18 protein-coding genes are annotated in these 22,064 nt (G+C 36.9%); 12 read left to right on the top strand and 6 right to left on the bottom strand.

The annotated features are described in order from the left end of the window. Window positions 1-114 precede the first annotated feature (114 nt). Together ACIQXR_RS13895 and ACIQXR_RS13890 are read right to left on the bottom strand one after the other, a co-directional pair. Window positions 115-1,398 carry an MFS transporter gene (locus ACIQXR_RS13895; protein ID WP_402872328.1) on the bottom strand — a complete coding sequence of 428 codons (1,284 nt, stop codon included), beginning with the start codon at window positions 1,396-1,398 and terminating at the stop codon, window positions 115-117. Between the two features lie 55 nt (window positions 1,399-1,453). Continuing rightward, the gene (locus ACIQXR_RS13890) at window positions 1,454-2,191 is read right to left on the bottom strand and encodes an SDR family NAD(P)-dependent oxidoreductase (RefSeq protein WP_402872331.1); all 738 of its coding nucleotides are present in this window, start codon (window positions 2,189-2,191) and stop codon (window positions 1,454-1,456) included. 142 nt (window positions 2,192-2,333) lie between these two features. On the opposite strand from ACIQXR_RS13890, the gene ACIQXR_RS13885 reads away from it, so the two are divergent. Further along, a complete protein-coding gene (locus ACIQXR_RS13885; protein WP_402872334.1) occupies window positions 2,334-3,218 on the top strand; it encodes a LysR family transcriptional regulator in 885 nt (294 codons plus the stop codon). Window positions 3,219-3,499: 281 nt separating this feature from the next. On the opposite strand, the gene ACIQXR_RS13880 is transcribed toward ACIQXR_RS13885, so the two are convergent. Next, complete coding sequence (locus tag ACIQXR_RS13880) at window positions 3,500-4,396, bottom strand: LysR family transcriptional regulator (protein WP_402872337.1); 897 nt, start codon at window positions 4,394-4,396, stop codon at window positions 3,500-3,502. Window positions 4,397-4,775: 379 nt separating this feature from the next. Here ACIQXR_RS13880 and ACIQXR_RS13875 point away from each other — a divergent pair, with 379 nt between their 5' ends. The 11 genes from ACIQXR_RS13875 to ACIQXR_RS13825 all read left to right on the top strand — a co-directional run bounded on the left by ACIQXR_RS13875 (window position 4,776) and on the right by ACIQXR_RS13825 (window position 16,971). After that, entirely contained in the window at window positions 4,776-5,546 is a 771-nt protein-coding gene (locus ACIQXR_RS13875) for a cupin domain-containing protein (protein WP_402872340.1), read from the top strand. Window positions 5,547-5,594: 48 nt separating this feature from the next. Beyond that, complete coding sequence (locus tag ACIQXR_RS13870; protein ID WP_402872343.1) at window positions 5,595-6,551, top strand: hydroxymethylglutaryl-CoA lyase; 957 nt, start codon at window positions 5,595-5,597, stop codon at window positions 6,549-6,551. 93 nt (window positions 6,552-6,644) lie between these two features. Further along, complete coding sequence (locus tag ACIQXR_RS13865) at window positions 6,645-8,288, top strand: acyl-CoA carboxylase subunit beta (RefSeq protein WP_402872346.1); 1,644 nt, start codon at window positions 6,645-6,647, stop codon at window positions 8,286-8,288. 40 nt (window positions 8,289-8,328) lie between these two features. Next, a complete protein-coding gene (locus ACIQXR_RS13860; RefSeq protein WP_402872348.1) occupies window positions 8,329-10,074 on the top strand; it encodes a class I adenylate-forming enzyme family protein in 1,746 nt (581 codons plus the stop codon). Further along, window positions 10,075-10,284, top strand: coding sequence for an acetyl-CoA carboxylase biotin carboxyl carrier protein subunit (locus tag ACIQXR_RS13855; protein ID WP_402872350.1), 210 nt, complete (start codon window positions 10,075-10,077; stop codon window positions 10,282-10,284). Between the two features lie 36 nt (window positions 10,285-10,320). After that, complete coding sequence (locus ACIQXR_RS13850) at window positions 10,321-11,664, top strand: acetyl-CoA carboxylase biotin carboxylase subunit (protein WP_402872353.1); 1,344 nt, start codon at window positions 10,321-10,323, stop codon at window positions 11,662-11,664. A gap of 83 nt (window positions 11,665-11,747) precedes the next feature. Then, complete coding sequence (locus tag ACIQXR_RS13845; protein WP_402872355.1) at window positions 11,748-12,539, top strand: enoyl-CoA hydratase/isomerase family protein; 792 nt, start codon at window positions 11,748-11,750, stop codon at window positions 12,537-12,539. Between the two features lie 65 nt (window positions 12,540-12,604). Then, the gene (locus ACIQXR_RS13840; protein WP_402872357.1) at window positions 12,605-13,744 is read left to right on the top strand and encodes an acyl-CoA dehydrogenase family protein; all 1,140 of its coding nucleotides are present in this window, start codon (window positions 12,605-12,607) and stop codon (window positions 13,742-13,744) included. Between the two features lie 100 nt (window positions 13,745-13,844). Beyond that, window positions 13,845-14,582, top strand: a complete 738-nt coding sequence (locus ACIQXR_RS13835) for an SDR family NAD(P)-dependent oxidoreductase (RefSeq protein ID WP_402872360.1) — start codon at window positions 13,845-13,847, stop codon at window positions 14,580-14,582. 103 nt (window positions 14,583-14,685) lie between these two features. Beyond that, complete coding sequence (locus ACIQXR_RS13830) at window positions 14,686-15,966, top strand: MFS transporter (RefSeq protein WP_402872362.1); 1,281 nt, start codon at window positions 14,686-14,688, stop codon at window positions 15,964-15,966. A 69-nt stretch (window positions 15,967-16,035) separates the two neighbouring features. Further along, window positions 16,036-16,971: a fumarylacetoacetate hydrolase family protein gene (locus ACIQXR_RS13825; protein WP_402872365.1), complete on the top strand. Its 936-nt coding sequence runs from the start codon at window positions 16,036-16,038 to the stop codon at window positions 16,969-16,971. A 341-nt stretch (window positions 16,972-17,312) separates the two neighbouring features. On the opposite strand, the gene ACIQXR_RS13820 is transcribed toward ACIQXR_RS13825, so the two are convergent. The 3 genes from ACIQXR_RS13820 to ACIQXR_RS13810 form a co-directional block, all read right to left on the bottom strand. Next, window positions 17,313-18,275: a fumarylacetoacetate hydrolase family protein gene (locus ACIQXR_RS13820; protein ID WP_402872368.1), complete on the bottom strand. Its 963-nt coding sequence runs from the start codon at window positions 18,273-18,275 to the stop codon at window positions 17,313-17,315. A gap of 297 nt (window positions 18,276-18,572) precedes the next feature. Continuing rightward, a complete protein-coding gene (locus ACIQXR_RS13815; RefSeq protein WP_402872370.1) occupies window positions 18,573-19,790 on the bottom strand; it encodes an MFS transporter in 1,218 nt (405 codons plus the stop codon). Window positions 19,791-20,075: 285 nt separating this feature from the next. After that, window positions 20,076-21,902, bottom strand: a complete 1,827-nt coding sequence (locus ACIQXR_RS13810; protein ID WP_402872373.1) for a helix-turn-helix domain-containing protein — start codon at window positions 21,900-21,902, stop codon at window positions 20,076-20,078. Window positions 21,903-22,064 lie beyond the last annotated feature (162 nt).

Raw genomic sequence — 22,064 nt, 5'->3', positions numbered from 1 at the left:
CCTAAAAAAGATGACCCCTGTTCAATACAGAGATCATCTTTTAAAAATTGCTTAGGCTTTTTTAAAATGTCCTTTACACAGGGTACACTTTATAGGATCTTGTAGGCTTTTTCATTAGTTAAAATTTAATTTTTTCTTCCATTTTAAAGAAATTAAACTTGAAGAAATCGTAATGATAAAGAGGACAATAACAATAATGAATACAGTATAGTAAGAACCTGTTGAATCAAAAATGTAACTGAATAATGTTGTACCGAATGCCACACCTAATGTAGAGGCTGACATGATCGTTGTATAAATGGATGCGTAGTCTCGCCCGCCGAATACTTCGCGAATCACGACTGGAGGAAGTAAGGTAGACCCTGAGAATCCTATACCAAATAGTAAGGCACCAGTATATAGCATACCAATTCCGAATGAATCAGAAATAAGTAGTGCGACAACACCTAGCATACCCCCGCCAATACCAACACATAGAGCTACTTTAATTCCCATTTTATCGTTTATGGCACCAAGCAGGAATTTACCACCTGTTTGACCAATCGTTACACAAGTTACACCTGTAGCAGCCATTGTAGCACTAAAGCCTACGGATTGTACAAAGTTTGGTACATGGAAGCTAACGGTTGAAGCCAGTCCGAAAAGCCCTGTGAATAAAACAACCAAATAGAATGCTGGGGATTTCATTGCAACACCTTTCAAGACACCTGATTCAGGTTTTTGTTGCGTATTAGTAGTATCGGTGTCGACTTCATCGGCACCATAAGCAGTCATATTTAGTTGTTCTGGTTTTGAACGAATAACGAATAGAGAGAATGGTAAAATAAGAATGGCTACAATAACACCTAATGTCATATATGTGGAGCGCCAGCCAATCGATTCAATCAAGGCACCGGTGATTTGAGCGAAGACCGCACCGCCAACCCCCATGAATGCCATAGCAAAACCTAAAGAGGTACCAACTTTTGCTTTAAACCAGTTATTCATGATTAAAGGAATGGACCCGTAAATTAAGAATGTACTACCAATTCCTAATGCAATCCCTGAAATATAGAAAGGGAAGACAGAATGATAGGTACCCATTAATCCAAATGCTAGTGCATTTATAATACCAGCAATCGTCAAAATATAGCGGATGTCAAACTTGTTCAATATCTTTCCTGCAAATGGTAATAAAATGGTGACAGTTAAATACATTAACGATGTATACAAGCTAATTTCAGAAACCCCAACTTGAAGATCTTCTGCTACTGCACGGTATAGTAAACCTGCACAGCTTACGATAATTCCGACACTTGCGGCGTAAATTGCAGCACTTGCCACCATAATCCACCAAGCATAGTGGATTTTCCCTTGTTTTTTCATGATGTCACCTCGTAAAAGTGGAGAAACAAGCACGTTGCTTCTCCACTTTGTATTATTTTATAAATTAAGCAGTTAAAAATTTGTATATTTATTGAATGGTAAATCCGCCATCGATTGGTACAGCGGCACCACTTATGAATTTCGCTTCATCTGATGCTAAAAATACAGCTAAATCAGCGACTTCTTCTACTTGACCAAATGTACGAGTCGGTACTAAATCTTTTGGAATTCCAGCTAAAACATCCTTAACTAAAGGTGTTTCGATGGTTCCTGGGCAAATAGCGTTAATTTTAATGCCATGGCGTGCATATTCAGAAGATAAATGCTTGGTATACCCAATTACTCCATGCTTAGTAGCGGTATAAGCAGCTCCACCTTTACCTGCAACCAAACCAGCAACAGAAGCAATATTTACGATGGAACCAGTACCACGCTCAATCATGCTAGGTAAAACAGCATTCGAGAATTCGAATACACTTGTTAAGTTAATATTTAAGAAGAAGTTCCATTGATCTAATGTCGTATCTAATGATTTAGCATATTTATCAAATACACCTGCATTATTTACTAAGACATCAACTGGACCGAAAGTGTCTTCTGTTACTTTGACACAATTTTGGATATCCTCGGTTTTCATAACGTTCACAGATACAGCGATAGCTTCTCCGCCAAACGCTTTAATTTCTTCAGCAACAGCTTTTGCCCCTTCTAAATTCAAGTCAGCTACAACTACTTTTGCGCCTTCTTTTGCAAAACGGATAGCTTCTCCTTGCCCCATACCGGATGCTGCTCCTGTAATGATCGCTACTTTGTCTTTTAATCTCATATTGAAAACCCCCATATATTTTTTGTTCACAATTTGTTCATATATCAGTGACAATTACATTTTAAACGTATTTTGATATAATGAAAAATACCAATTAACTATTTCCTTATAACTTCAGGTTATTAAGGGTAGGAGGAAAATTATGGACCTAGTAAAGTTGCGATACTTTTATACAACCGCACAATTAGAAAACGTGTCACTTGCAGCTAAAGAACTATCGATTTCGCAACCAGCGTTAAGTAAGGCGATCACTAATCTTGAAGCAGAGTTAGGGATGGATTTGTTTTTCCGTAGTGGCAAGCGCATTTCATTAAATGAAAATGGAAGGTTTTTATTCAAACGTGCGGAGCGCGTTTTCTCTGAGGTACATCATTTAGAGCGTGGATTAGAAGAAAGACGAGGCGAGGGAAGTGGGAACTTGTCGATTGTGACGACATTACCATATACTTTCACGAATATCTTAGATCAGTTTTTCAATAATTATTCCAATGTTAAATATCAACAAGTACCGTTATCAAAAGAAAATTTACAACAATTCACGGAAAATGGAAAATATGATGTATGTATTACCACTGAGCAAATCGAACATCCAAATGTAGAATGGGTCCCATTATTTGAAGAGGAAATTTTTCTAACTGTACCAAAATCATATAAAGAGAAGAAAGAAGGAACAATTAATTTGTTGGAATTTGACGAACTACCTTTTATCGGTTTAACCAATAAGTACACCTTTCGTCAATTTACCGACAGATTTTGTAAATCAATAGGATATACACCGACTTATCAAGTTGAAGTGGAAGAAGCAACAACCATTTTACAGCTTGTGAAAAATGGACATGGTGCAGCCTTTACACCTGAAACAGCTGTTAATTTATATGAAAGTAAACTTAAGCACTTGAAAATTGAAAATAAGAAGTTTACCCGTACCATTGGCTTATTAAAGCATCGATATTTATTCCCTACAAAAATTTCGGAGGCATTCGTTGCCCATTGTCATCGTTATTTTCAAGAATATAAAAAAGATTAAATGAGATTAAATGAGATTAGTTTTAAATGCGGAATTATTCGTAGCGAAGATTCGGCGAGATAGGGATTTAGATGGAATATCAATATATATTGAAGTGGTGAAGTATATATACACTTTTAGTAAAAGGGCTTAATAAGTTATAAACTCATATTTTTTTGTTAATGGTCATTCTTTAATAGCAGAGTGAAAAGAGAAGACAGGTATATCATCTTTCCTTTTCACTACAATGAAGATTAAAAGAAAAAGTTACGTACATTTCATTAATTAGGTAAATGGAATTTCTACAAATAATATGAGTTAACAATATTTTTGAAAAAGGTCATTGTAAATTCACGAAACTCGATAGCCGCTTGTGATAAGTAATGATTCTTATTCCAAGCCATACCTATTGTTCTTTTACAATCAGGATTGGTAATTTTTATTCGATGAGTATTTGGAGCTGAATCCCTAAGTATAGAAAGACTCGGAATAAAAGCAATCCCGTTACCTAATTCAACTAATTTTTGTACAGCCCAGGATTCTTCTAATTCAACAGTTGTATTAGGGGTGAAACCAGCCTCCTTGCAAAATTGGTCGGTAATATCTCTAAAGCCATATCCCTGCTGTAGTCCAATGAATTTTTCCTCTGCAACTTCCTCAAGGTCAATCGATTTCCGGTTGGCCAATCGATGGTTTAAAGGAACAGATAAGAATATTTCTTCATCAATTAACGGGATCCATTCAATATTAGAACTGTCAATCCGACTAGTAGAAATACAGATGTCTAATTCAGCTTTTTCTAGTTTGGACTGCATTTCTGACGATGAAGCTTGATTATGATTTATTTTAACATTGGGATGCTTGTTTAAAAATTCACTTAAAAACATAGGCGTTATATGAGGAAGAGTCATAGCTAATTTAATTTTCCCATTTTCCAGGCTACTCATGTCATTAATTTGACTTATCCCTTCATTTACTTCAAGAAACATACCATTCACTCGTTCTAGGAAGACTTTTCCGAAGTCGTTAAGATGTATACTCTTTCCTTTTCTGTAAAACAAAGATACGCCTAGTTCTGCTTCAAGACGAGCAATTGTCTTACTTAACGCAGGTTGAGAGATATTAAGATTAGCAGCTGCTTTTGTCATATGTTGATATTTAGCAGCTATTTGAAAATATCTTAACTGTAATAATTCCATTGTTAAACTCCTTTTCTCTTATAACCTTAGTGTTTTAAATATATAACATAAATTATACATTATTGGTTAATTATTTAAAATGATTCTTTGATAAGACTTCATCCATGTTCTGTTAGCCTTCAATACTCCGGGGTACTAGCGACAGTCTATAGCTGTAACGTATATCCATTTGTATTGTTCATTAGATATTTAGAACATCCAAGGGTATAAATGAATTGTTTGTTAGGAATAGTTTGTGCACTGAATAATAACGAAAAGAATATATACAAGATGTGGATAGAAGAAATTAGATTAATATTTTTAGAAAATTCACAAAATATTTGTATTTATAACAAAAAATGCTATAATTGGGATTATAAATAACAAGGAGGTTATAAGAGTGATTGTAAATACTCGAATTGAGGTAGCAAAAAAGGATAACTTGACGCCAAAAGAAACAGAAAATTCGAATATATCTTGGAATACTGGGGTTGATGGAGAAAAAATCTGGATGGGGCGTGTCGTGGCTGATCCTAGTGCTGAATCTGGTGCACAGCATCATAAACAATCTGAGACTGTACACTATGTGTTCCAAGGGAAGGCTACTGTTCATTATGGCAAGGAATTTGAAAAATCTGTGATTCTTAACGAGGGGGACTTTATTTACATTCCACCATATCAACCATATATTTTTCAAAATTCAAGTAGTAACCAAACACTTGACTTTATCACTGCTATGGTGCCATCTCACCAGATAGTGCATATGGAAAGAAGTGAGAAAGTTGATATTCCTGAAGGTTTGGATAAAGAGGAGGTTTTGGTGGTAAGAGCATCAGATTTAGATGATTCGACTAATCAAACTCAAAACATGCCAAGAAGAACCGGGGTTCAATCGCCGAATCTTTGGATTGGACGCGTAACGGGTGCACCTGCAAAGGATTCAGGGGCTCATCACCACGGTATAGCTGAAACAGCTGGGTTCATTATTAGTGGTACAACACGTCTCTTATATGGTGAAGGTTATGAAGACTTTGAAGAATTAAGTTCTGGAGACTTTCTTCGTGTACCTCCGTTTTTGCCGCACATTGAACGTAATGTAAGCGATACCAATACTATCGAATTTGTAACAGCTCGTAATCCAAAAAATATTGTTACCAATCTAGAGGATTAATGGTGGATTTTATTATTGGAATGACAATATTACATCGGAGGGGTAAGAATGGCATTTCCTAAAAAAGTAATGATACGCGAAGTAGGACCTCGGGAAGGAATGCAAGTTGAAAAAACACCAGTAGCGACTGAGGATAAGATTCGGCTGGTTGATATGCTCTCTGAGTGTCACTTTCCTGTGATTGAAGTCACTTCATTTGTGAGTCCGAAGTGGGTTCCTGAAATGGCAGACGCTGAATTGATCGCATCGGGCTTTAAAAGGCATCCAGGTACAGAGTACCAGTGTGTATACCTGAACTCAAAGGGTATTGAGAGAGCTCAGGCGACAGGGAAATTTGACTTGGAAGGCGTCATTAGTGTAATTGCGAGTGAGACATTTTCCAGAAAGAACACAAATCGATCAATCGAAGAGACCTTTGTTGAAATGGACAATCGGATTTCCACCTTACGCGAGTTTAATATTCCAGTAAGCACAATCGCTGTCATGACTGCCTTTGGTTGTAACTATGAGGGAGATGTAGACTCGCAACATGTACTTGATTTGATTACGCGAACCATAGAAAAGGCAAACGCTCAGGGGATTAACCCTGATCGCATCCTTCTGGGTGATACAGTAGGATGGGCAAATCCCGTTTCTACCGAGTATCTTGTGGGTCAGGTCCAAGATAGATGGCCACAAAAAGACATCATTCTACATCTACATGATACACGGGGGATGGGATTGACGAACGCATATGTGGCGTTAAAGATGGGTGTCAGAAACTTTGATGCTTCAGTAGGAGGATTGGGAGGATGCCCATTTGGTGGGTTTAGTGGAGCAGCAGGTAACATCGCTACAGAGGATTTAGTTCACATGTGTCATGAACTAGGTATTGAAACTGGGGTCGATTTGGAGAAACTTTTGGAAGTGACGCGTGAGGCAGAACGGATTTTAGGTCGCCAACTTCCTAGTAAAGTGGCTCAAGGAGGAAGTTTAGCTGCCTACCGTCAGCCTTCTCATAGTTAACTTTTAAGTCAGTAATAAATAGTAAAGATATCTTCACCTGGTTTCGGCAACTTTATACGATTTTGCAAGAACACATTGTAACCGCTTACTAAAATGATTTATTCAATCAACAATTCATTTTGTAAGCACCAAGTCTATTGGCAGTTCAACTATTTTGTTAAAAAAGTGACAAAAAGGAGTAATCATAATATGGGTAAAATAGATAGTTTAGTATATGAAAAATTAGAAAATATAAAAACATCAGCCAATCGTCCCTACTATAGCAAGTTAAAAGAGCAGGGAAAGATGTTTGTCCGTGATAGAATCCGATACTTAGTCGATGAGGACAGTATCGACATTGAAAATGGAATATTTGCACGTGATAAGGATGAACAGTTTTTACCTGGAGATGCAGTAGTTACACTTGTTGCTAAAATAAATGGTCGGTCCGTTGCCATTATCGCTAATGATTTAACGGTAAAGGCTGGTACATGGGGAGTTAAGACAATTGAAAAAATCATGCGCATGCAGGAATTAGCGGAAAAGAGAAAAATCCCTTTAATCTACATGATAGATTCAGCTGGTGCTAGATTGAATGAACAATTTGATACATTTATAGATCGCCGACATGCCGGTAAAATCTTTTATAATACGGCAAGAATATCAGGTGTAGTTCCACAAGTTGCGCTTGTATTTGGTTCTTCGCCTGCAGGTAGTGCCTATCTTCCTGCTTTATGTGACTTTGTTGTCATGGTGGATAAAAACGCAAGCGTTTATCTAGGTTCTCCACGGATGGCGGAAATGGCCACCGGAGAAAAAGTGACAATGGAGGAAATGGGCGGAGCCCGAATGCATAACCAGATAAGCGGATTGGGGGATATGCTTGTTGACAATGAGCAGGATGCCTTAGATGCGGCAAGTAATTATTTAAATTTCATGCCTCAAAATTGGACGGAGAAAGTTCCTCTAAAGGAATCCGTTGAGCCGGTTCCGGGAAAAGAGATTGAAGAACTTGTACCAGCAAATCAACGTATTCCAATGGACATGCATGCGGTAATTGAACGAATCGTAGATGCTGACTCCTTCTTTGAGTTTAAAAAACTTTTTGCGAAAGAGTTGATTACCGGATTTTGTAGGTTAGGGGGAAGGGCGGTCGGAATTGTAGCCAATCAGTCCAAAGTAAAAGGCGGGGTCATTTTCCCTGAATCAGCAGAAAAAGCTGCTCACTTTGTGTCCTTATGTGATGCTTATAATATTCCCTTACTATTTTTGGTCGATTTACCTGGATTCATGGTTGGCAGTAAAGTGGAGAAACAAGCAATCATTCGCAGAGGTGCAAGAATGTTATCGACGGTTGCGAATGCGACTGTGCCTCGGATATCGGTAATTATTAGAAAGGCATATGGTGCTGGGTATGTAGTAATGTCGGGTGCGTCGATGCAACCTGATGCGTGTATAGCACTTCCGCAAGCGCAACCTGCGGTAATGGGGCCAGAGGCAGCTGTTAATGCCATGTACTTTAATAAAATTCAATCAATTGAAGATCCTGAAGAACGTCAAAGATTCATAATAGAGCAACGGGAGAAATATAACAACGATATCAATGTATGGAGTCCAGCCTCCGAGTTATTTATTGACGATGTAGTACCAGGTGATCGATTGAGAAATGATCTAATACAGCGCTTTGAACTTTATTCTGAGAATAGAGATACCTTAGAGGGAATCGCTGAAAGGAAAACAGTCGTGAGAAGAGGCTAGGAAAAATATTAAACAAGATCAAAGGAGGTTTAGATAAAAATTGATATCCCTTGAAGATAGAAGACGAGAATTTGAGGAAAAAAGTAAAAAATGGGTTCCAGAACCTATACATGACTTCTTTTTTCGAATGGCTGAGAAGTATAAAGATAACGAATTTATAATTAGTCAGCAAAAAACATGGACATATTCGAATGTGAAAGATAGTAGCAAACAATTTGCATCTGGGCTAATTAACCTTGGATTAAAGCAACGTGAACATGTCGCTTTGATATTCCCAAACTATCCGGAATTTGTCGTTTCAAAATTTGGAGTTTTGGCTGCCAATGGTGTTGCAGTTCCATTAAATTATCGTTTGAAAAATGAAGAACTTAAATATTTAATAAGCCAGTCGGATTCATCTTTTATTATAACTTTGGATGAGTGGAATGATGTAAACTTTGTTTCAATCCTAGAGGAATTATGTCCAGAAGTGTTTGAGGGGAAGAAATCAAGGACTTTTCCAAATCTGAGAAACATAATCATTTTTTCACCTCGTGGAAAAAAGTATCCAGGAACTACGGATTTCTATGAATTACTATATTCGACAGAAGAAGATCAGGCAGAAAAGGTAGTTAGCAATCTACCGAAGGACACTATAAGTGTCATGACAGATATTTTATATACATCCGGAACGACCTCCTTACCAAAAGGGTCACTTACTACACATGATATGATTTGGCGAAGTGCTTTTGGCAGTTGTATTAATAGAGGTTTTCAAGAAGGACGGAAGATTTTCGTGCCGATTCCTTTTTATCATTGCTTTGGTTATATTGAGGGTATTATTTCAGCAAGTATGGTAGGAGGAGCGGTGATTATCCAAGTCAATTTTGATGAAAATCAAGCCTTGGATTTAATGGAGGAATATAAAGCAGACGATATCATATGTGTACCAACGATTGGTTTGAAGTTGCTTGAAGCACAACGGAAAAAAGCACGCAACCTAACAAGCTTAGAAGCAATGTATTGTGCCGGTGCTGAGGTATCGCAAAAAATGTGGAAAGACTTAAAAACAGTGTTAGGCCTTGAAGAATTAATCACAGGCTATGGTATGACAGAGTGTGCGGCTGGAGTGTTACAGACTGATCCAAATGATGATCTTTCATACCTTCCTAAGTATGTTGGACGGACAATTCCTGGCGGTCATATCGGCCTTAGTAGCCTGGATGGGAATAATATTCAATTTAGGATTAGAGATATAAGTTCAAGTGAGTTTTTGCCTTACGAAAATGAGGGGGAATTGGTTTGTAAAGGCCCGCTGGTTACGGAAGGGTATTATAAAAATAGTAAGGAAACAGAAGATTCAATAGATAGTGATGGTTGGTTTAGTACAGGGGATTTAGCTGTAATGAATAAAGACGGGTATGTCTCTTTAACGGGACGGATTAAAGAAATCTATCGAATAGGCGCAGAAAATGTGGCACCTAAAGAGATAGAGGATGTACTTACGAGTCATATAAAGGTTAATCAAGCTTATGTTATTGGTGTGCCAGACCCAATAATGGGTGAAGTGGGGCAGGCCTGGATCGTGCCTGAGCTTGATGTTTCATTAAATGAAGAAGAAATTTTTGAATACGTTTTCAATCGCCTTGCTAGATTCAAGGTCCCGAAGTATATCAAAATTATTCGTCATGATGAACTCCCGTTGACATCCACTGGGAAGGTGCAAAAGCTTAAGTTAAAAGAATGGTATAGTACTGAACAAGAAAAATCCGCTAGCAATTTAAAAAAATTAAATGAGGTGTTATAAATGGAAGTTTTGACAAATATGGCAGGAAACGTATGGAAAGTTGTTGTAGGGGTTGGAGATAAGGTCAGTGAGGGTCAAGAGGTTGTTATTTTAGAATCGATGAAAATGGAAATCCCAATTACAGTTGAAAGCGCTGGAGTGGTTGAAGAAATTGTTATCAATGAGGGTGACTTCGTCAATGATGGAGATCTCATTATTAAATTAAAATAATTGTATATACACAAATTCAATAAAGAAGGTGAAAATTTGTTCAAGAAAATCTTAATAGCTAACCGTGGTGAAATATCCGCACGTATTATAAGAACCTGTAAATCCATGGGAATAGCAACTGTAGCCATTTACTCAGAAGCTGACGCAGAATCCCTACATGTCAAACTAGCTGATGAGAGCTATTTGGTAGGCGGGTCACGTGTTAATGAAAGCTACCTAAATGTTAATAAAATAATTGAAGTAGCGAAAGAGGCACAGGTTGAAGCGATTCATCCGGGATATGGTTTGTTATCAGAAAATTCAAACTTTTCTAAAGTGTGTCAGGAAAATGGGATAGTTTTTATCGGTCCCTCTCCAGAAGTGATTTCAAAAATGGGAAGTAAAATAGAAGCAAGAAAATCAATGGAAGCGGCAGGAGTGCCGATTGTTCCTGGTAATAGCACACCGTTATTGGATTTAGAAGAGGCAGCGACCACAGCCAATCAAATTGGTTACCCATTGATGCTTAAAGCTTCTGCCGGGGGCGGTGGAATTGGAATGCAAGTAATCCATAATGAGGAAGAGCTACGGAAGGCATTCAGTGGGAATAAAAAAAGAGCAACGGATTTCTTTGGCGACGGTGCTATGTTTCTTGAGAAACTGGTGCAAAATCCTCGGCATATTGAAATTCAAATTCTGGCTGATAATGAAGGGAATACCATTTTTCTCGGAGAAAGAGAATGTTCAATTCAAAGACGTCACCAAAAAGTAGTAGAGGAGGCACCCTCCACATTTATTGATGATTCAACCAGAAAAAGAATGGGTGAAACAGCTGTTAAAGCAGCCAAAGCCATTGGTTATAGTAATGCAGGAACAGTTGAATTCATAATGAATGAAGAAAAAGACTATTATTTTTTGGAAATGAATACTAGATTACAAGTTGAACATCCCATTACTGAAGAAATTACTGGCCTTGATTTAGTAGAGCAACAAATCAAAATTGCATATGGAGAATCACTTGCTTTCAGTCAAGCGGACATTCAGTTAAGCGGTCATGCCATTGAAGTGAGAATTTATGCTGAGGATCCTAAAACGTCCTTCCCATCTCCAGGAAAAATCACTGAATTTAATATCCCAAACGGCGAAAATATTCGTCATGAATTATCAGTAGAAAAAGGGTCTACGGTCACACCATTTTATGATCCGATGATTGCAAAATTAATCGTTACAGGAAAAGATAGGGCAGAAGCGGTTGTGGCTTTAGTTCATGCGTTAGATGACTATAAAGTAGAAGGGATTAAAACGAATATTCCTCTGCTGCAAAAGATTATAACTCATCCTGAATTTAAATTGGGAAATACAACAACAAATTTCATTGAGAGAAATTTAACTCATAAATAGAAGAAATAACATGTTTCTTGGGAAAAGGAGATGTTTCCAAGAATACCAATCTACTCAAATTGGGTTAATGGAGGTATGGTTCTATGGCTGGAAATGACAACATCATTTTGAAAATTTCTAACGGAGTCGCTACTGTAATATTGAATCGACCTCAGGTACATAATGCGCTTTCCGGGGAAATGATGCTGGAATTCGTAAACGTTTGTGAGGAGCTATCAAATGATCCCCAAATAAGAGTGGTAGTTTTAACAGGGGCAGGTGAAAAGTCCTTTTGTTCCGGTGCAGATCTTGGAGGTATGGATAATAATAGTAAAGATAGCGTCATTGAATTTAAGCAGCATGTTACTAAATATAGGGATTGTTTACTTGCCCTACGGAATTTGAGCAAACCTGTAATTGCTGCCGTCAATGGATACGCGTTGGCTGGAGGACTGGGATTGGCCGTTTCATGTGATCTTGCTTATGCTAAGGAATCTGCTCAATTTGGAGTACCAGAAATAAACGTAGGTTTATGGGGAATGATGATCAGTGCTCCTTTGGTGCAAAACATCGGTTACAAAAATACTTTAGAACTGATGTATACCGGAGAACGTATAAAGCCAGAAAAGGCAAAGGAAATTGGACTAATTAATGATATATTTTCCGAGGAAGAATTTGAAGAAAAAGTATACAGCATGGCAGAAAAATTGGCAACTAAAAATCCAATAGCTCTAAGTAATGGAAGAGAATCAATGTATATGATTCAAGATATGAATTATGAAAACTCATTGACATATTTGCGGGATCAAGTTGTCTTATTAAGCAGAACGGAAGATTATCAGGAAGGAATGTCGGCATTTAAAGAAAAAAGAGATCCTGTTTGGACGGGGCGTTGATACAAAGCCTCTCCTAGTGAAAAATGAAGCCTTAAAAAATTTGGAATCAAGGGGTGTTGGGGAAAATGACAAATTTAGTAATGGAAAAGCATAGTGATTTGAGAAAAACAGTGCGACGTTTTGTACAAAATGAGATTGTTCCTTATGTAGAAGAATGGGAAGAAAGTGGATTTCCAAATGAGATTTTTAAGAAAATGGGGGAAATGGGCTTGTTCGGTGTTTGTTATCCTGAGGAATACGGTGGTAGCAATATGGATTATTTTGCTGCTATGGCTGTAACTGAAGAAATAGTTGCTTCTGGTTCAGGGGGGCTTGGTATGGCTTTTAATGTACAATCCCTTATGGCAACAAATCCAATCTTAAAATATGGAACTGAATATCATTTGGAAAACTATTTAATCCCGGCCATTAAAGGAGAAAAAATTGCTGGGTTGGGCATAACGGAGCCATCGGCAGGATCTGATGTAGCTGGACTAAAAACCATAGCCAATAAGGTTAATGGTGGCTGGCTTATCAATGGTTCAAAGGTATTTATTACGAATGGACAACGGGCAGATTTCTTAATCCTTATAGCAAAAACTGACCCTGATGCTGGTATGAATGGGTTTAGTATTTTCTTGGTTGATAGTGATCTTGACGGGTATACAGTTGGTCAAAAGTTAAAGAAAGTGGGGATGCGTGCCTCAGATACAACTGAAATCTTCTTTGAAAACGTCTTTGTTCCGGATAACGCTTTGCTTGGGTTCGAAGGGAATGGTTTTAAACAACTAATGTGGCAACTAGACGGGGAAAGATTGATTCAGGCAACTGCTTGTGTTGCTGGTGCTCAACGTTGTTTGGATTTGGCAACTCAATATGTACAAGAGCGTGAACAGTTTGGTAAGCCTATATCAAAGAAACAGGTTATACGTCATTATTTAGCAGATATGCAAACCGAAGTGGGGGCAGCGCGTGCTCTTCTTTACCAAACAGCAGCTTCCTATGATAAAGGGATAGTATTACCTAAAGAAATATCCATGACCAAACTGTTTGCATCCCAAGTTTATTTTCGTACGGCTGATCAAGCACTGCAGATTCATGGTGGTTATGGATACATGGATGAATATCCGATTTCTCGGGAATGGCGTGATTCACGACTCATGAGAATAGGTGGAGGTACAGATGAAATTCAAAAAGAGATTATAGCCAAGCATATGAACCTGTAAATAAAGGCTTCTGAGAAATAAGAGAATTTAATATTGTTGCTATACCTTCGTCAAGTACTAATAAATAATTCAAGTACTTCTAAATCTGGAGGATTCCATTATGAGATTAAAAGACAAAGTAGCGATCATTACAGGAGCAGCATCCGGTATGGGGCAAGGAGAAGCTATCCGTTTTGCAAAAGAAGGCGCAAAAGTAGTTGTAGCTGACTTGAATTTAGAAGGGGCAAAAGCTGTTGCTAAAGAAATTAAAGCGTTTGGCGGAGAAGCTATCGCTGTATCTGTGAACGTTATGAAAACCGAGGATATCCAAAATTGTGTCAAAGTAACAGAAGACACTTTCGGTCCAGTTGATGTCTTAGTAAATAATGCAGGTGTATTTGATAAATATGCTAAATCATTAGATACGACATTAGATCAATGGAACCTCTTCTTAAATATTAACTTAACAAGTGTATTCGAATTCTCGAATGCTGTTTTACCTAGCATGATTGAGCGTGGTACTGGTTCTATCGTAAATATTGCTTCTGTTGCTGGTTTGGTTGCAGGTAAAGGTGGAGCTGCTTATACCGCTACTAAGCATGGAGTATATGGGTATACCAAGCATTTATCTTCTGAATATGCACGTTATGGCATTAAAGTTAATGCCATTTGTCCAGGAACCATCGAAACACCTTTGGTTAAAGATATATTAACTGGAATTCCCAAGGATTTAGTACCAACACGTATATTCGGACAAGTGGAACAAGTGGCTGATTTAGCCGTATTTTTAGCATCGGATGAAGCGAAATTCATGAGTGGTGCCGCTGTACCAATTGATGGCGGGTTCACCATTCAATAATTAAAGCAGGATACATGCAAAAAACAATGGAAAGGTATCGAGTCCGCTTACCATCTACTGATTACCCGCTAAATAAAGATTTATAGAAGGAGTTGGGATTATAGTGTCCAAAAAAGGTGAGAAATTTCACTATGCATGGTGGATAGCAGTTGCCTGCTGTGCTATTTATGCAGGCAGCGTCGGAATTATTGTTAGTTGTGCTGGATTGTTTTATAAATCTGTGAGTACTGAATTGGGCGTTGGTACAGCTGATATTGTTTTTTATACAACACTTATGTATTTAGTGATAACCATCACTCTTCCTTTTGCAGGAAAAATTTTTTCCAAGTTTGATATACGCCTGATATTATCAGTAGCTGCACTAACGGATGCCCTTGCATTTGGGTTAATGGGGACCTTTACATCTGTTTACCAATTTTACGTTTCTGGTGTATTTCTTGGTATAAGCAACTCCTTCCTAATTTATGCGGCAGTACCATTGATTATTAACAACTGGTTTAAAGTCAAAATGGGAACTGTTCTTGGGCTTTCCATGACATTTATGGGTATAGGAGGAGCTATCTTTGCTCCTATTGCCGGGTATCTAATTGAAACAATTGGATGGAGAAGCTCATATATGGTACTTGGGTTGCTAGTTGCTGTCATCACCCTTCCTTTTACGATTTTTATAATCCGAAAAAATCCAAAAGAAAAGAATATGACTGCATATGGATCGGAACTTAATGAAGTTACACCCAACAAAAAGGTTGTTGAAGAGATAGGAATTCCATTCAATCAGGCAATTAAATCAGTTTCCTTTTACGGTCTATTTATTTTTACAGGTCTATTAGGTCTAGTGGTAACCGTAAGTTTTCATATTCCTAATCACCTCATGTCCGAAGGATTATCCACTACATTAGCTGCAACGGTCGTTACGTTTGTCATGATTGGACAAACATCCGGAAAGTTCCTATTAGGATGGTTAAAAGATAAATCAGGTATAAAGATTACGAATTTCGTTGGAATCGGTTCTGGTATGACAGGAATCATGCTTATTTTATTTAGTGGGAGTTTAGGTGGTATTTCTCTATATATTGGAGGACTTACTTTTGGTATTGGTTATTCCACTAGTACCCTTTTACCGCCATTCATGATCAAATCCGTTTTTGGAGACAGAGATTATGCTTTTATCTATTCCATTATCATGGCAGCCTCTACATTAGCCATTGCTGTTGGAACAACAATTTTTGGATTTGTGTATGATATAACTGGTTCCTATTATGCTGTGTTCCTTGGTGTATTAGCTATCCAGGCTATCGCTATTCTTTTAGGTGTTATGATGTTAAGAAGAAAAGCTAGGGTTGTCAATACAAACATCGCTTTAGCCGCTAATGAAAATTTATGAGTGTGTTTAAATGATGGGTCATATGAACCTATAACACTATAAAGGATTGATAAAATAAAGGAGAATATTATGAAATTAGTTACTTATACAGTAAATGGTTATACTAGAATTGGAGCAATGGTAGAAGGTAATCAAGTTGTCGATTTAAATTACGCGTATCAGGCTCTTTTGCAAAGTGAAGGAAAGTACCGCTATAAAGAAATCGCAGAAGCATTTATTCCACCCAAAATGGAACCATTTTTACAAGGCGGAATGGAAAGTATTGAAATGGCAAAGGTAGCCTTGAAATATGCAATTGAAAAGCCATCCGCTTTCAATCGGAAAATGGTGTATACCCGAGATAAAGTGAAAATAGAAGCACCTTTGTCTAAACCGGGTAAAATAATGTGTGTTGGCCATAACTATCGAGAACATATCGAGGAAATGGGACGTGAACTTCCTTCACACCCAGTGGTATTTGCTAAATTTTCCAATACAATCATAGGGCCAGAAGAAGCTATACCGCATTATTCTTTTTCAGAACAATTAGACTATGAAGCCGAATTGGCGTTCGTTATAGGGAAAGAGGCAAAGAATGTACCTGAAGAAGATGCTCTTAATTATGTGGCTGGTTATATGATTGCAAATGATATTACCTATAGAGATATCCAGAAAAGGACATTGCAATGGTTACAGGGAAAGTCTGTTGATGGCACTGCGCCAATGGGACCATGGTTGGTAACACCGGATGAATTAAAGGATCCATCGAGTCTTGGCATTTCACTTTCAGTAAATGGAGAAGAACGTCAACGATCAAACACCAAAAATCTTGTTTTCACAATACCAAAATTAGTGGCCTTCTTATCTGGATTAATGACTTTGGAACCTGGGGATATTGTGCTAACAGGTACTCCGGGTGGGGTTGGAGTTTCTAGAGAACCTCAAGTGTTCCTAAAAGAAGGGGATGTAGTAAAAATACAAATTGATGGGATTGGAATTTTGGAAAATAGGGTTTCCTCACAATAGATAGATTAAAAGTATAAAAAAATCATGTCCCACTGAGTTAGATTATTTTCTAACACGGTGGGACAACTAATTTATTTAAAGGCAACTAATTGAAAAGGGAGTTATTTTAGTTCCGTGAATATAAAGTAATTTGCTCTTATAACGCTTTATTAAGATGGTTGAAAATTAAGTTTTTAAGTGGTAACTTATTTGATCTATCCATTGTCCATTTTTCAACTGATAGCAAACTGTCGTTACCTTTATCCTAGCCAACAATCTTCATGGTAGGAATAGGTTGGCAGGTAAATTCACACATGGAAATATTAATCTAGCCAGAAAACTTGAATCGTAGAATCAGCCCTTTATTTTACAGGTATGGCATGTGAAATTTTATTTTCTTGCATGCCTAAGTCCATTACATTGTCTGTGCTTTTGATGGAAAGACGTAAAACATCGCCATCTTGCAAGTATCCATTGTCTTTTTGCGTATCGATAAAATAAGAGATTTTCTCTTCATGAGGGATTGCATTATCAGAAATATATTGGATGATATCAGCATTTAGACGTAAGCATACGCCACCGGGCGTTCCTGTAAGCACGAGGTCTCCTGTTTTCAAATTGAAGATTTCGGACATTTCACTTAATGTTTCTGTTGGTTTGAAAAGTAATTGATCCGTTATTACATGTTGGCGGGTTTCCCCGTTTACTTCTAAGTGAAGAACAAGTTGATCTAGGTATTGAATCTCATCTTCTTCTAATAAATAAATGTACGGCCCTACTGGACAAAAACCTCGATAGCTTTTTCCTTTGAACCATTGTTGTTCTACAATTTGCACGTCTCGTGCAGACATATCATTGGCGATAACAAGGCCAGCAATGTAGTTTTTCAGATTATCCCCTGTAATCGTGGTTTGTTCTGTGATGTCTTTATTTATGATCAGACCAAGCTCAATCTCATAGTCCAATAATTTCACATGTGCAGGAAAGAGTATATCAGCCGTTGCGGATGTTAATGTGCTAGACGCTTTTGTGAACAATAAATTGTACGGAGGCTTTTGTTTTGTAAAACCTGCTTCTTCGCGGTGTACGCTGTAGTTGGTTCCTTGACAAAAGATATTAGCATCTTCAGTGACTGGTGAAAGTAAAGTGATTTCTTCATTAGTAACGATTTTTCCATCTGTTTTTGCATGTTGAATGGCTTCATACCCGTTAGTTAATAATTTGTTTAATGATTCGGCCTCATGTTCAATGATTCGAATGGCTTCTTCTAAAACACCCCAATGTACTTGAGATTCATATTCAAAACGTAATAATTTTATGCCCATATTAATATCCTCCTTAAAGTTCTTACACTTATTGTAATGGTTAAGCTTTACATGGTACTAGAATAAGATTTATTGAAATCTAGAGTGAAATTAAATTTAAAAATGAAATTTGGTCTTGACATGTTTTTCAAATACAAAGTAATATTTAACATTCACGGAAAAATCAGCTCAATCAGGTCTTCATATTTAGAGGCTCCTGTATACCAATAATTGATCAAGTATTGTCAGTGTGAAAATTTGATAAATAAATCTGCAAGAAATAACCCGGTAAATTATTAACCTACTGAATTATTTTTATTAGATGACGTCTGTTGAATTAGAAGGCTCGTATTCTGTTTGGACGGATCCTTTTTTAGAGAGTGATGTTATCACCAACCAAATAATGGCTAGTGCCAATAAACCAATGGCAGCAAGAAATAGTGTAAAACGACCACCTACTTGTCCAAATGAATGTAAAGTTAGTTGATACATGAAAGGGCTAATGATAGCGCCAAGTCCTTGTGCGGCAGCTGCAAATCCAACGAAAGATATGCCCTTGGCTATATTTGAAAGATCCGAAATACGTGATAATACACCAGGAATCACGACTCCTAAGCCCATCCCCCCAACTAAACTGGCCATGAATATGAATGTTAAGTCTTTAGCATAGAAACACCACAGGATTCCAGCTGCAGTCAATATAATGCCGAAAGGAATATTGAAGTTTGGCCAAAGTTGGCGAAGTCGTCCGAAGAAGAAGCCAACTAATAATGTACCTAGAGTGAATAATGAAATAGCTAGGCCCGCTTCTGTTGCGCTACCTAGTTTTTCGGCTTGAATAATGATCGAAATGTTCGTCACATAGCCGAATACCAAGGCTGTATAAAAAACTTGTCCTAGTGTAAAGCCATAAACGGTTTTAGAAGCTGAAAATAGAATTTCTTTAAGAGAGGCATTCTCCACTTGTAGCCTGTTGGGCTCTGGTAAATATAAGAATGTAATCGCCAAAATCCAAATAGGAAAAAGATAGACTAAGAATCCGAATTGCCAGCTGTAGGCATCAGCAAGCATACCACCAGCCACTTGAAAGAATACTGCACCAATACAAGCAACAGTTGATGTGCCAAGACCAATTAAAGTATCTCTTTCACGACCATTAAAGAAGCTTGATATGATATCAATGGATAATGGTAGTGTAATGCCGACACCAAGACCCAATAAACCGCGGAATGCAATTATTATAAATAGATTATCTATGAAGAATGGCATAATTCCCCCAATAATGAACAGGAGGAGTCCGGTAAAAAGAAGGGTCCTTTTTGAAAACGCATTCGCTAATTTCCCATAGAACAAGGAAGGGAAAATCTGAAAAAAACCAGGGATTGTAGCAATGAGCATCACGACGGAAGGGGGAAATTCAGGAAAGGCCACGATAAGATCGGCCATAATGGAACCTGCTACACCTGCGGCAACATCCTGGAATGCGATTAGAACGATTAAAAACTTTAAAAAAGTAACGTTTTTTGTCTTTGCCATAAATAAAGACCCCCAAATTTTTTATTCAATTTTAAATAAATGCCGTGCAATGGCTTAGATACTGAATGTGACTTCCTTCTTAATAGTTACTCAAGATGATAGCATAGAATCTCACATACAATATCGATGGTTTTTAATCAAAAGTAGAGCCATTTTACGAAAAAATCACTTATTTATTCAGAATAATCAAAAAACAAGAGAGCCTTTTTTATATAAAACTATAACTTTTAATGTCGGAAATAATTTGATTTGATGGTGAATTCAATAAAATATATTTGTTTTAGGTCAATCCATTTCAATTTTTCCTAAGATAATTAGGGATTTCAAAAGTAGCATAAGTTCAAATGAATGAGTAGAACTTCTTAAATCTTTATTGAGCATTTCTTCAATTTTTTGTATTCGATAGACCAGCCCACTCATTGATAAGTTTAAATCAAGCATGGTCTGTTGTAAGTTGCCGTTGTTGTTTAAAAATGCATAGAGCGTCTTTAAAAATTCATCCTTTTTATGTGCCTTTAATGCAAGAATGGGTGAGAGTTCTTTTTCTGCAAGTTGGATAATTGTATTCATATTGACGGGATTAATGATGGATCCCATAATACTCGTATTTTCATAGTAAATAAGGTTGGATTTCTTATCGATATTTAATGATGTCATTGCCTGTTGATTGGCTTCAGGTATATCTTCGATGGTATGAAGGGAACGACTTAAACCAGCACGAAATTCATAACTTTTAAATGTTCGATGTAAATGTTTTAAAATATTTGTTAGAAGTTCATGTGTCTTTTCTTTCTTTGGAAACAAAAAAGTGATTTCTTGTTGAAACTCCGTAATGAAAATTTGAACTTGGTGCATTTCCAAATAGGTTGTAAAGGATTGAATAATTTTATTCATCAAGGTGGAATCCTTAATGATGATTCCTTTTTTTGTAATGCGTAAATTTCCAATATAGAAGTCTTCGTTTAAATCGATTTGCAACAAATAACTGCGAGATATCATGTTACTTTTCGATATATATTGCTTCTGTAATAGTTGCTCAAAAAAATAAGCCTTCATATTTTCTATAGCTTCTAAGCTTGATTTTTCATTTAAATAACATAAGGCTATCCCAGTAGCTGATCGTTGTAAAAAGTTCATTTCATCCTTTCGTGGTCCTTCTTCACATGAGTAAAGAAAAGAAATATAGCCAATGATTTGTTTTTGAACCGTTATTGGACTGATTAAGCGAATGTGTTCTGTGCAATCAATTTGAATTGAATGTAAAGGTTCAATGTGTTTCATTAAGATCTTCCCTGATTTAGTCTGCGGCATTTGATTAGCAAAATCAGTAGCTACAGCTTCTAATTCTGGTTCTGTCATTCCAATGGAATGAAGTGTATTAAAATTTAAATCTTGAATAATGACAGGAACGTTTAAATTTTCATGAATTGTATCTAATATTTGTTCAATTGTCATTCCCTGAGAAATGCCAATTGTTAAATCGTTATGGAAAGAAGAAACTTTTTCGGTTTGTTTTTTTTCGAGAAAAAGTTGTTCATAGGTTTGATTCAACACATCAATCATTGGTGCTTGATGTGTTTTTTGTAATTCTTCCTTCGTTTTTTCATCCCAATGTTCTATCATTCTCATTTCAAAAGCGCAGTCATCATCACCTTTAGCTCTACAAGTAATTTCAACAATATAAATTTCTCTCTTGGTTAAATAGGAAGTATAACCACTTGCATACCCTGCTAGGGTATGACAAATACACGAATCACTTTTGCCAAAATGATTCGTATGTTCATATATTTCATAAGAATTGATCCAGATTCCCTTTGCATACATATATTTAACCGTATCGTCAGGATTAAGTTCTAAAATTCTATCAGATATAACATCAGTAATCTGGCCAGAATTCAAATGATAACCAGAGGCACAATCTAATTTTTCACGTAAACTAAGTGGTCTCTGTTCGACTTCTTTTGCATGAACGACACCGATATTCCAGCCATAACGTCTTAAAAAGACTTTAGCATATTCCAAGCCGAGATATTCAATCAACTCTTTGCGTAGTAGACCAAATGTACCTGATGTTGAAAATAATTCTTTATCGACATATCCTGAATTTGCCATCATAGAATCCCCCCATAAGTTTACGGATCTACAAAAAATAAAGCGCTTACAAAAAACATTCTAACAGAAATAAATGGAAAATGTAAACTTTATAGGAATTATAACCCATGTAGTTTGAAACTGTTTTTTCGGTTTTCCAATACCGTTAATTAGGTTGATTTC

This window comes from Peribacillus sp. NPDC097224, from assembly GCF_044761985.1.
Lineage (GTDB): Bacteria > Bacillota > Bacilli > Bacillales > DSM-1321 > Peribacillus.
The sequence above is the reverse complement of the archived record's forward strand: the minus strand, read 5'-3'. Positions and strand labels throughout refer to the sequence as shown.